Annotated in this window: 14 protein-coding genes; 9 read left to right on the top strand and 5 right to left on the bottom strand. The window is 71.1% G+C overall.

Translation table 11 applies throughout. The features are described 5' to 3' along the window. Positions 1 to 509: 509 nt before the first annotated feature. The 4 genes from rpe to AC067U_RS34970 all read left to right on the top strand — a co-directional run bounded on the left by rpe (position 510) and on the right by AC067U_RS34970 (position 3,278). Complete coding sequence (gene rpe, locus AC067U_RS34985; protein ID WP_478833879.1) at positions 510 to 1,196, top strand: ribulose-phosphate 3-epimerase; 687 nt, start codon at positions 510 to 512, stop codon at positions 1,194 to 1,196. A 144-nt stretch (positions 1,197 to 1,340) separates the two neighbouring features. Beyond that, positions 1,341 to 2,354: a sugar-binding transcriptional regulator gene (locus AC067U_RS34980; RefSeq protein ID WP_478833887.1), complete on the top strand. Its 1,014-nt coding sequence runs from the start codon at positions 1,341 to 1,343 to the stop codon at positions 2,352 to 2,354. A gap of 79 nt (positions 2,355 to 2,433) precedes the next feature. Then, positions 2,434 to 2,907 carry a guanyl-specific ribonuclease gene (locus tag AC067U_RS34975; protein ID WP_478833878.1) on the top strand — a complete coding sequence of 158 codons (474 nt, stop codon included), beginning with the start codon at positions 2,434 to 2,436 and terminating at the stop codon, positions 2,905 to 2,907. Further along, on the top strand, positions 2,904 to 3,278 hold the full coding sequence (locus AC067U_RS34970) for a barstar family protein (protein WP_478833877.1): 375 nt from the start codon (positions 2,904 to 2,906) through the stop codon (positions 3,276 to 3,278). The genes AC067U_RS34975 and AC067U_RS34970 overlap by 4 nt, the downstream gene beginning before the upstream one ends. A gap of 346 nt (positions 3,279 to 3,624) precedes the next feature. Here the strand turns inward: AC067U_RS34970 and AC067U_RS34965 are convergent, their stop codons facing one another. From AC067U_RS34965 to AC067U_RS34945, 5 genes are all read right to left on the bottom strand, one after another. Further along, the gene (locus AC067U_RS34965) at positions 3,625 to 4,095 is read right to left on the bottom strand and encodes a group II truncated hemoglobin (RefSeq protein ID WP_478833876.1); all 471 of its coding nucleotides are present in this window, start codon (positions 4,093 to 4,095) and stop codon (positions 3,625 to 3,627) included. Next, on the bottom strand, positions 4,092 to 4,421 hold the full coding sequence (locus AC067U_RS34960; protein WP_365113811.1) for a putative quinol monooxygenase: 330 nt from the start codon (positions 4,419 to 4,421) through the stop codon (positions 4,092 to 4,094). Before AC067U_RS34960 ends, AC067U_RS34965 begins: the two co-directional genes overlap by 4 nt. 87 nt (positions 4,422 to 4,508) lie before the next feature. Then, complete coding sequence (locus tag AC067U_RS34955) at positions 4,509 to 5,063, bottom strand: hypothetical protein (RefSeq protein ID WP_478833875.1); 555 nt, start codon at positions 5,061 to 5,063, stop codon at positions 4,509 to 4,511. Positions 5,064 to 5,163: 100 nt separating this feature from the next. Beyond that, positions 5,164 to 6,798 carry an FAD-dependent oxidoreductase gene (locus AC067U_RS34950; RefSeq protein WP_478833886.1) on the bottom strand — a complete coding sequence of 545 codons (1,635 nt, stop codon included), beginning with the start codon at positions 6,796 to 6,798 and terminating at the stop codon, positions 5,164 to 5,166. A gap of 131 nt (positions 6,799 to 6,929) precedes the next feature. Further along, a complete protein-coding gene (locus AC067U_RS34945) occupies positions 6,930 to 7,187 on the bottom strand; it encodes a UBP-type zinc finger domain-containing protein (RefSeq protein ID WP_478833885.1) in 258 nt (85 codons plus the stop codon). Positions 7,188 to 7,443: 256 nt separating this feature from the next. Here AC067U_RS34945 and AC067U_RS34940 point away from each other — a divergent pair, with 256 nt between their 5' ends. The 5 genes from AC067U_RS34940 (at position 7,444) to AC067U_RS34920 (ending at position 11,334) form a co-directional block, all read left to right on the top strand. After that, on the top strand, positions 7,444 to 8,268 hold the full coding sequence (locus AC067U_RS34940; protein WP_478833874.1) for a type 1 glutamine amidotransferase domain-containing protein: 825 nt from the start codon (positions 7,444 to 7,446) through the stop codon (positions 8,266 to 8,268). Between the two features lie 19 nt (positions 8,269 to 8,287). Further along, a complete protein-coding gene (locus AC067U_RS34935; RefSeq protein WP_478833873.1) occupies positions 8,288 to 9,943 on the top strand; it encodes a thiamine pyrophosphate-binding protein in 1,656 nt (551 codons plus the stop codon). Positions 9,944 to 10,014: 71 nt separating this feature from the next. Then, the gene (locus AC067U_RS34930; RefSeq protein WP_478833872.1) at positions 10,015 to 10,452 is read left to right on the top strand and encodes a nuclear transport factor 2 family protein; all 438 of its coding nucleotides are present in this window, start codon (positions 10,015 to 10,017) and stop codon (positions 10,450 to 10,452) included. Positions 10,453 to 10,466: 14 nt separating this feature from the next. After that, positions 10,467 to 10,922, top strand: a complete 456-nt coding sequence (locus tag AC067U_RS34925) for a nuclear transport factor 2 family protein (protein ID WP_478833871.1) — start codon at positions 10,467 to 10,469, stop codon at positions 10,920 to 10,922. A gap of 10 nt (positions 10,923 to 10,932) precedes the next feature. Next, entirely contained in the window at positions 10,933 to 11,334 is a 402-nt protein-coding gene (locus tag AC067U_RS34920; protein WP_478833870.1) for a nuclear transport factor 2 family protein, read from the top strand. Positions 11,335 to 11,346 lie beyond the last annotated feature (12 nt).

Below are 11,346 nucleotides of genomic sequence, written 5' to 3'. Positions count from 1 at the left end.
CCAGTGTCATTACGTGCCGGCCGTCGGCGTCAAGGGCGCTCCCGTTGGTCGCGTCGGCAAGCCGATGGCCCGTTGGGCCACCCTTGACGCCGACGGCCGTCACGCAACGACAAGGACTGTCGGGCGGCCCCCGGGGGATGGCATGGGAGGAGCCTTCGGATCCTGATGGTCTGGCGTTGGCGGGCACGGGCAGTGGCTGTCGCTCGGCCGGCCGCCCTTCGGGCGGGGGCAGTGGTGAAGTGGATCAGATGTATGTGATTTAGGTCGGTCCGGGCGCCCCAAATCGCTACGCGCTCCTGCTGATTGGCGGATGCGGCCTGCCGGGGGCCGGGCATAGGCCGCGATCGATCGCTACGCGCTCTCGCCCTCCGGGTTCGCGTTGCGTTTTGTGCTCTTCGGGCGTGCGTCGTTTGTCAGGGGGAGTCAAAAGTTCTTCGGGTTGTGTGAGGTGATGATTTGCTCTCGGGGGTCGTGGCCGAGAGTCGCCGCGGGCATGGCACGCTTGGGGCATGGCCGTTCAGATCAATCCCAGCATCCTGTCCGCGGACTTCTCCCGACTCGCCGATGAGGCGAAGGCGGTGGAGGGGGCCGACTGGCTGCACGTCGACGTCATGGACAACCACTTCGTCCCGAACCTCACGCTCGGCATGCCGATCGTGGAGTCGCTCAGCCGTGCCACGGACACCCCGCTGGACCTGCATCTGATGATCGCGGACCCCGATCGCTGGGCCCCCCAGTACGTGGAGGCCGGTGCGGGGTCGATCACCTTCCACGCGGAGGCGGCGGGCGCGCCCATCCGGCTGGCGCGCGAGATCCGGGCCAAGGGGGCGCGGGCGTCGATGGCGCTCAAGCCCGCCACGCCCATCGAGGCCTACGAGGACATCCTTCCCGAACTCGACATGGTGCTGATCATGACCGTCGAGCCCGGGTTCGGCGGGCAGCCCTTCCTGGACGTGATGCTGCCCAAGATCCGCCGTACCCGGGAGCTCATCGCCAAGCACGGGCTCGACCTCTGGCTCCAGGTGGACGGCGGGGTCTCGGCGTCCACCATCGAACGCTGCGCCGAGGCCGGCGCGGACGTGTTCGTGGCCGGCAGCGCCGTGTACGGGGCCGTCGACCCGGCCGCGGCCGTGCGCACCCTGCGGGAGCAGGCGGGCGCCGCGATCGCCGCCGCTCCCTGGGCCTGCGACCACTGAGACACCACAGGGACAACGGAGGCGATCGTTGGTGAACAGCTCGGTGAACGCCTGCTGTCCGGGCTGATCAACCGTCGCCGGATCTGACAGGATGAACGGCGAGTCGAGAGTGTGAACAGCAGGGAGGAGAACGCGGTGTCTGCAATGTCGGCGGGACGGTCAGCCCTGCGGATGGGACCCGCGGAGCTGGTGCAGGCGGCGGCCATGGCCCGCCGCTTCTACCTCGAGGGCAAGTCGAAGATCCAGATCGCCGAGGAGTTCGGCGTGAGCCGCTTCAAGGTGGCCCGGGTCCTGGAGACCGCCCTCGAGCGGGATCTCGTGCGGATCGAGATCCGGGTGCCGGCCGAGCTGGACGCGGAGCGTTCGGACGCGCTGCGCGCCCGGTACGGGCTGCGGCACGCCGTGGTCGTCGAGTCGCCCGCCGAGGTGACCGACGACGCACCCGACCCCGAGAACCTGGGCGCGGTCGCCGCGGACCTGCTCGGTGAGCTGGTCAACGAGGGCGATGTGCTGGGCCTGGCGTGGGGGCGGTCGACCATTCACATGGCCGCCGCCCTGCACCGGCTCCCGCAGTGCACCGTCGTGCAGCTGACCGGTGTCTACGACGCCGGCACGGCGGAGCGCGGGTCGGTGGAGGCGGTGCGCCGGGCCGCCCAGGTGTCGGGCGGTGACGCGCACCCGATCTACGCGCCGATGCTGCTGCCCGACCCGGCGACGGCGGCCGCGCTGCGCAGCCAGACCGGGATCGCGCGGGCGTTCGAATACTTCGACAAGGTGACCGTGGCCGCGGTGTCGATCGGGTCGTGGGAGCCGGGCATCTCCACCGTGCACGACATGCTGTCCGACGAGGAGCGCGCGCACTACGCCTCGCTGGGCGTGGCCGCCGAGATGTCGGCGCACCTGTTCGACTCGCAGGGGCGGCGTGTGGGCCGGGACCTCGGTGAGCGGTGCATCACCGTCGAGGCGGACCGGCTGCGGCGGATCCCGGAGGTCGTGGCGATCGCGGGCGGGGTGCGGAAGGCGTCGGCGATCGGGGCGGTGCTGCGGTCCGGGCTGGTGACGAGCCTGGTGACGGACACCGCTGCCGCCGATTACCTGCTGACCGAGTCCGAGCCGGGGCTGCGGCCGGCGTTGGAGCGGGCCGACCCGGACCAGTGAGTTTCCCGGTCCCGCGTCCTGGCGCCCGGTCGGCTCGGGTGACTCGCGGGCGTAGGGGATTTGCGGCAGCATCGGGCGCATGATCTTCCGGAACGTGGTCCGGTGGGTGCGGCCGATTCCGTGGTCCGGGCCGCGCTGCCCGCGGCTGTCGCGGGGGCTCGGCGCCCTCGTCCTGTGTCTGGCCGTGGCGGTCGGGGCCGTCGGGTGCGGGAGTGCGCCTTCCGGGCCGGCGGCTCCGTCGGCCGGTGCGGTCGCCACGCCCGGCTGGGCCGAGGGCATGCGGACCGTCCGGGTCGACCGGTTGCCGCCGCAGGCCAGGGAGACCCTGGCGCTCATCGACGAGGGCGGCCCGTATCCCCACCGGCAGGACGGGTCCGTGTTCGGGAACTTCGAGCGGGCGCTGCCGAAGCAGAAGCGGGGCTACTACCGCGAGTACACGGTGCGGACGCCGGGGGAGCGGGACCGCGGGGCGCGGCGGATCGTGACCGGTGGGGGCGGCGAGCTCTACTACACGGACGACCACTACGACACCTTCAGGGCGGTGCTCCGATGACCGAGGACGCGCGGCATCCGCTGGCTCCCGCGCTGGCCGCCGCCGAGCGGGCGGGCTGGACGGTCCTGCGGCTCGACCTGGGCGGCGTACGGACGAAGGCGCGGCTGATGGACGTGTGCGCGGAGGCGTTCGCGCTGCCGGAGTGGTTCGGGCGGAACTGGGACGCGCTGGCGGACTGCCTGGAGGACCTGTCCTGGCTTCCGGGGGCCGCGGGGCGGCTGGTGGCCGTGACGGGGTGGGAGGAACTGGAGCGGGTGCGGCCCGGGGACTGGGAGGTCTTGCGGGAGGTGCTGGAGGAGGCGGCCGCGTACTGGCAGGAGACGGGGAACGGGCCGGCGCTGGAGGTCGTGGTGGCTGCCGCGCGGGATTAGCCCGGGTTTAGGCCCCCGTCCCGGCTGTCCGTCCCGCCCGGCTGTCCGTCCCGGCGATCCGTTCCGGCCGTCCGTCCCGCCCGGCTGTCCGTCCCGGCTGTCCGTTCCGGCTGTCCGTTCCGGCTGTCCGTCCCGCCCGGCTGTCCGTCCGGGCTGTCCGTCCCGCCCGGCTGTCCGTTCCGGCTGTCCGTCCCGCCCGGCTGTCCGTCCCGGCGATCCGTCCCGGCGATCCGTTCCGCCCGGCTGTCCGTCCCGGGTGTCCGTGCCGGTGATCCGTCCCGGCCGTCCGTCCCGGCTGTCCGTGCCGAACGGCGGCGGGGCCGGTGGGTGCCGGCCCCGCCTCGTGTCAGGACTTCGGGATCCAGGGCGGTGTCTGGCCCCAGCCCCAGACGGGGATCTTGGCCGCGTCCACCGGGGGAGGGTTCTCGCCCGAGTAGATCAGGGCCATGCGGGTGCCCCATTCGATGTAGTAGACGAAGACCGCGCGGAACTCCGGGTCCGTGGGGAGGCCCACCTCGTCGGCGGTGTCGAGGAGGAGGTCGACCCAGCGGCGGCGCTGCTTCTCCGTGATGGCGCGGCCCAGGTGCTTGGTGGCCATGTGCTGGTGGCCGCCGTGGTGTGCGGTGTAGTCGGACGGGCCGCCGAACACCTCGGAGAGCCAGACCGCCACGTGCTGCGGGTGCTCGGCGTCCATGCCCGCGAACACCGGGGCCAGGATCTCGTCCTGGAGGGCGTGGCCGTAGAACGCTTCGGTGAGGCGGTTCATCGCCTCGGCCCCGCCCATCCACTCGTAGATCGTGGGCGTGCTGCTGCTCATGACTGTTCCGGGGCCTTTCCGGTGCCGATGACGTCGGTGGGGAGGTAGTGCTGCATTTCCTCGATGGCCGTGACGTACGGGCGGATCGCGGTGAAGAACGCGGGGAAGTGCTCTCCCTTGCGGAAGCCCTGCAGATGGTCCTCCACCGAGGTCCAGCGGATGCGCAGGATGTACCGCTCGCGCTCCTCCTGGCAACGCGTCAGCTCGTAGTCGATGCACTCCGGTGCGGCTGCCAGCGATTCGGCGGCCCGCCGGTAGGCGTCCTCGAACGCCGGCTGGTCGTCTAACGCGATCCGGTAGCGGATGTACTCGACGGTCGTGGTCATGTCGTGTGTCTCCCTGTGTTCGGCCGACGGTGCGTACGCCGACCTGCCCAACCCTTCCCGATCAACGCTTCCCGGGCGAGTGATCCCTCATTCGGGTCCGGACTTCTGGGAGTCCGGGTCCGATACCTCCTGCTTTTGGTCCCCGGCTGCGTCGGTGCTCGCCTCCGCGGCCACGTCCGGGCCCTGGGCGCGGACCCGCTGGACCTGGTCCAGGGAGTCGCGCAGCTCGGCGAGCCAGGACCCGGTGTTGCGGCCCACCAGACGGACGCACCAGGCCAGGGCGTCGGCCCGGCTGCGCGCCACGCCGCCCGCGACCAGGAGGTCCAGCACCTGGCGTTCGGACTGGCGCAGCCGGGTCATGACCGGGACGGCCAGGTGGGTGAACAGGACGCGCTCGTCATCCGCCTGGACGCCCCAGGCGACCTTGCGGCGGTAGAGCTGTTCGGCCTCGCGGGCCACTTCGACGCGCTGCTCGCGGGTGCGTTCGCGGAACGCCTTCACCGACTCGTTCGCCGGGATGCGGCCGACGACGGTGATCTCCTCGCGGTCGACCACGACCTCGACGAGCTCCTCGTAGACGTCCACCGGCAGGCGGCCGGCGAACCAGCCGCGGAGTTCTTCTCGCTGTTCGGCTGTAATCATGTAATCAACGTTGCGTCCGTTGGTTGCTTGATCGCAAGCCTTCCGGCGCGGCGCCGTCCCGTGTTCGCTGTCGGCCGAGCGCCGCCCGGCCCCGTGCCGCTCACCCCATCGAGCGGTACCGGTGGATCAGGGAGACCGCCATCGCCCCCTCGCCGACGCCCGACGCGACCCGCTTGACCGAGTGGGCCCGTACGTCGCCCGCCGCGAAGACCCCGGGGACGCTGGTCTCCAGCGGGTACGGGGCGCGCTCCAGGCTCCACTCGGCGGGCAGCTCGCCGCCGTTGGAGATCAGGTCCGAGCCGGTGAGCACGAACCCGTGGTCGTCGCGTTCCACCACGCCGGCCAGCCAGTCCGTGTGCGGGCGGGCGCCGATGAAGGTGAACATGAAACGGCACGGGACTGTCTTGTCCGTGTCGGCCGCCGCATCGCGCAGGGTGATCCGTTCCAGGTGCTCCTCGCCGTGCAGTGCGGTCACGGTGGTGCGGACCCGGACCTCGATGTTGGGGGTGCGCTCGATCTCGTCGATCAGGTAGCGGGACATGCTGGCGTCCAGGGAGTCCGCCCGTACGAGGATCGTCACCCGGGCCGCGTACTTGGCGAAGTGCACCGCGGCCTGGCCGGCCGAGTTCGCGCCGCCGACGATGAACACGTGCTGCGAGATGCAGGCCGAGCTCTCGGTGGTGGCCGCGCCGTAGTACAGGCCGGCGCCCTCGAAGCGTTCGGCGCCCTCGGCCGGCAGCCGGTTGTAGGCCACGCCGGTGGCCAGCAGCACCGTCTCGGCGGAGATCTCCGTGCCGTCCGCCAGGACGAGGATCTTCGCCGGGTCGTCCCGGGTCAGCGAGACCACCTCGACCGGGTGCAGGATCTCCGCGCCGAACCGGGACGCCTGGATGGTGGCGCGCCGGGTCAGGTCGCCGCCGGACAGTCCGGACGGGAAGCCCAGGTAGTTCTCGATCAGGCTGGAGGTGCCCGCCTGGCCACCCGGGGCGCGGGAGTCCAGCATCAGCGTGGACAGGCCCTCGGAGGCCGCGTACACGCCGGCCGCGAGTCCCGCCGGGCCCGCGCCGACGATGACGCACTCGTAGTGCGGGCGGGAGGCGGTGGTGGACAGGCCCAGCTGCCTGGCGAGGTCGGCGTCGCCCGGCGCGGACAGCACCGTGCCGTCCGGGAAGCGGACGAGCGGCAGTGCTCCGTCGGGGCGGTCGGCGATCAGGGACAGCGCCTCCGGGTCGCGTTCCACGTTCAGGAAGCGGAACGGCTGCCCGTTGCGGGTGAAGAAGTCCCGGACGGCGTGGGTGCCGGGGGAGACCAGGTGCCCGGCGACGATGATCCCGTCGTACGCCGGCCGGTAGGTGGCCAGCCAGTCCGACAGCAGGTCGTCGAGGACCGGGAACAGCCGCTCGTGCGGCGGGTCCCAGGGCTTGAGGAGGTAGTAGTCCAGGCGGACCCGGTTGATCGCGGTGATCGCCGCGTCCGTCTCGGCGTACGCGGTCAGCAGCACGCGGCGGGCGTCGGGGAACCGGCTGACGGCCTCCAGCAGGAACTCCACGCCCGTCACGTCCGGCATCCGCTGGTCCACCAGGAACAGCGCCGGGTCGTGGCCGCGCTCGTCCAGGGAGTCCAGGATCTTCAGCGCGTCCGCGGCCGAGGAGGCGCCCAGCACCCGGTAGCGGTCCCCGTACGCGCTGCGCAGGTCGCGGCGGACGGCGCGCAGCACCTGCGGGTCGTCGTCCACGGCCAGGATGACGGGCTTGCGGCTCTCGGCGGCCGTCGCGGGGGCCGCCGCGGCGGCCGCGCCCCTGGCCGGTGCGGCGGCGGCGCCCGGGGTCCGCTCCGCGGTTCCGCCCGCGGTCTCCCGTGCCGCGCTCACGCCGGGTCCAGCATGAGCTCGTCGGCGTAGCACCAGGCCCAGTCCTCGCCGGCCTCGTGGCTCGCGGCGATGGGGTGGTCGGTCTTCCGGTAGTGCTTCGTGGCGTGACGGTTCTTCGAGGAGTCGCAGCAGCCCACGTGTCCGCAGCTCAGGCACATCCGCAGATGCACCCAGCCGTCGCCCAGTGCCAGACACTCGGCACAGCCGTCGGTACCCGCCCGCACCGGACGTATTTGATCGATGTGCGTGCACATGCTGTCCACCGGCCCCGTCCTTCCGTGGTCCATGATTCCTGGAGAAGGTAATCACCACGGACGCGGAACGGTTCAGTGATTCGGCCGATGTCATGAAGTCCGGAGCCGACTTCATGACATCGCCGGAGACTTCCTGAGGTGCCGCCGCCGCCCCGCTTTCTACCTCACGAAGTCGCACACGGGCGCTTTGACGGAGGCCCCCCGCGAGACCAGTGTGGACGACGCCAACGACAACAGGCGGCGCCTGGAGGAATCCGTGAGCAGAAAGATTCTGGTCATTGTCTCCGAACACGGTTACTGGGCCGAGGAACTGATAGGCCCGGTTTCGAAGTTCGACGAGCGGGGCTACGAAGTCGTATTCGCCACCCCGACCGGAAAGCGCGCGCACGCACTTCCGCCGAGCCTCGACGCGAAGTACGTCGACCCGCCGCTGGGCCGCTCGGTGACCACCGAGGAGAACGCCCGGCTGGGAGTCGAGTTCGAGCAGTCGAGCCGGCTGGACTCGCCGCTCGACATCGAGGCATGGGTGCCCGAGCGCCCGTACACGAGCGACGAGGGCTATCTGCGCAAGCTGGAGCAGTACCACCGCGATCTCGACAAACTCGACGCCGACATCGCCGAATACGACGCGATCCTCATCGTGGGAGGCAGCGGCCCCATCGCCGACCTCGCCAACAACGAGCGCGTGCACGCCCTGATCCTGGCGTTCAAGAAGGCCGGCAAGGTCGTCGCCGCCGAGTGCTACGGCGTCGCCTGCCTGGCCTTCGCCCGGGACTGGGACGACCGCAAGAGCATCATCTGGGGCAAGCACGTCACCGGCCACTGCAAGGAGTACGACTACAAGGACGGCACCGGATTCCTCGGTACCGATTTCAACATGGGCCCGCCGCCGTACCCGCTGGAGTACATCCTGCGCGATGCCACCGGCCCGCGCGGGGCGTACCACGGCAATTTCGGAAAGCCCGTCTCGGTGATCGTGGACTTCCCGTTCGTCACCGGGCGTTCGACCCCCGACTCGTACCTCACGGGGCAGAAGATCGTGGAAGTCCTGGAGAACGGTCTCACTCGGTACGGGTGGTAACGGAGGGGAAAGGGAAGTCATGGGAGCCACGCCGAATACGCCGCCCACTCCCGGTCGGGAAAGGCTGATCGAGCAGTTCAAGGCCGACGGCCTGAACGTGATGTTCGGAAATCCCGGCACGGTGGAACAGGGATTCCTCGACGCGGTCGACGCGGCGGAGGACTTCCGGTACGTCCTCGCTCTCCAGGAGACCGTCGCCGCCGGCATCGCCGACGGCTACGCCCGGGCCACCGGCGGTGCCGCCCTGCTCCAGTTGCACTCCGGTGTGGGCCTGGGCAACGGCATCGGGATGCTCTACCAGTCGCTCCGCGGCCACACCCCGCTGGTGGTGGTCGCGGGCGACGCCGGGGTCCGCTACGACGCCATGGACGCCCAGATGGCCGCCGATCTGGTGGCCATGGCCCGCCCGGTCACCAAGTACGCGACCCGGGTCACCGACCCGAACTCGGTGCTCCGCACCATCCGCCGGGCGGTGAAGATCGCCCTGACCCCGCCCCGCGGACCGGTGTTCGTGGCCCTGCCCATGGACGTCCTGGACGAGCTCAACTCCGAACCGGTGCTGCCGGCCACCGTGCCGCTCACCGACGTCGCGCCCTCGCCGGCCTCGGTGGCGCGGGCCGCCGAACTGCTCGGCTCCGCGCAGCGGCCCGTGGTGCTCGTCGGCGACGGGGTCGCCCTCTCCGGTGCGCAGAACGAACTCGCCGCCGTCGCCGAGCTGCTGGGCGCCGACGTGTACGAGGTCGACTCCTCCGAGGTCAACATCCCGGCCTCGCACCCGCTGCGGCGCGGCCAGACCGGGCACATGTTCGGCCCGCACAGCAAGGAGCTGATCGGGGAGGCGGACGCGGTGCTGATCGTCGGCACCTACGTCTTCCCCGAGGTGTTCCCCGAGCTGGTCAGCCCGTTCCGGGAGGACGCGCGGATCGTCCACATCGACCTCAACACCTATGAGATCGCCAAGAACCACCCGGTCGATCTCGGCCTGGCCGCCGACCCCAGGACCGCGCTGCGCGAGCTGGCCGGCGTACTGGACCGGCGGCTCACCCCGCAGGCCCGGGCCGCCGCGGCCGCCCGGCTCGACGTCCGCGCCCGCGAGCGGGCCCGCGCAGCGCACTCGGCGGCGGACGACGGCAGCCCGATGGCGCTGTTCCTGAAGACCCTCGCCGAACGGACCGGCGGCGACCTGATCGTCTTCGACGAGGCGCTCACCACCTCGCCGCTGGTCACCGCCCACCTGCCGGCGGAGCGGCCCGGCGACTACCACCTCACCCGGGGCGGTTCGCTCGGCGTCGGCTTCCCCGGCGCGGTCGGGGCCAAACTGGCCCGCCCGGACCGGCTCGTCGTCGGGTTCTCCGGCGACGGTGGCTCGATGTACACGTTCCAGGCCCTGTGGACCGCGGTCCGGCACGGCATCGACGCCAAGTTCGTGGTCTGCAACAACCGCAAGTACCGGCTGCTCGACGACAACATCGAGCAGTACTGGCGGGAGCGTGACATCGCCGCGCACGCCTTCCCCGGGTCCTTCGACCTGTCCCACCCGGAGATCGACTTCGCCGGGCTGGCGCGCGCCCTGGGAGCCGGCGGCACCCGGGTGGAGAAGCCGGACGAGGCGGCCGCGGCGGTGAACCGGATGATCAGCCACCCCGGGCCGTTCCTCGTCGACATCCAGATCTGACCCCGGTCGCGGTCCGACCCCGTCCGTGATCGACCCATACGCGATCCGAACCTACGCGAAACGGAGGACACATGCCCGCCGACCGGCTGACCGAGGACGCGATCCGCAGCTTCGCCGAGCAGTGGTACGCGGCCCTGGACCGGCACGTCCCGCTGGACCAGGTACTGGCCTTCATCACCGGGGACCTGGAGTTCAAGGTCCCCGAGGACACCTTCCTCGGGCACGAGGGCTTCGGACGCTGGTACGAGGCCGTCACCACCCGGTTCTTCGACGAGGTGCACACCGTCACCAAGGTGGAGCCCGTCATCGAGGCAGGCGGGGACCGCGCCACCGTCCGGGTGCTCGTCAACTGGCAGGCCAAGATCTGGGACCCGCCGGCCGCCCGCAGCGAGTGGCTCGGCTTCGACGCCGACCAGACCTGGACCGTGGTGGCCGGACCGAACGGCCCCCGGATCGCCGTCTACACGGTCAACGACCTGGCCCCGATGCCCGGTTCGGGCTCGCTCTGAGAGGGGCGCGGACGATGACCCGAGTGACCCCGCAACGGGTGCAGGCCGCCTACCGGGCCCTGGGCTCCGGGGACCGGACCAAGATCCTGGAGTACTACTCCGAGGACCTGCGCTGGCTGGTCCCCGGCAACCACCCGCTGGCCGGCTGGTACGAGAGCCTGGACGCCTTCCTGGAGCTGATGGGGCAGACCCACAAGCTCACCGACGGCACCTTCCGCATGGACATCGAGGCGATCCTCGTCGGCGACGACTGCTCCGCCGACGTCTGCCGCAACACCGGCCTGCGGGCCGGCGCGGCGGAGACGACCGGGTCTCCGTACGAGCGGATGGACTACCAGGTCTTCCACTTCATGCGCTGGAGCGACGGGCGCGTCGTCGAGGGCCGTGACGGCCTCTTCGGCGACACCGCGACCGCGTTCAGCCAGTTCTGGGCGCCGTTCGCCCCGGACGGCATCCGCAGGGACCGATAGGGGGAGTGCGATGGACGCCCGACAGATCCTCACCAAGTACTACGAGTACGCCAACGCAGGCGACTGGGACCGCTGGTGCGACCTGTTCGCCGACGACCAGGTCATGGACGAGCAGCTGGCCGGACACATCGAGGGCCTGGACACCCTGCGCTCGATGATGAAGGGCATGGGGGACATGTACCGGGTCTTCCAGAACAAGCCCGTCCACTTCATCGTGGACCGGCCCGCCCCCGGCGCGGACCAGCCCGGCAGCACCCAGGCCGCGGCCGTCTCCCACCTGAGCGCCGTCAGCGCCTCCGGCGAGGCCATCGAGGCCGAGGTCATGAACTACTTCCGGATCGTGGACGGAAAGATCGCGTACATGGCGAACTACCACGACACGGTCCCCTTCCAGGTCCTGAGCCAGGACTGAGGGGCGGGCACG

The sequence above is a fragment of the Streptomyces sp. NPDC043853 genome (genome assembly GCF_056436025.1).
This window is presented reverse-complemented; position numbering and strand designations above follow the sequence as displayed.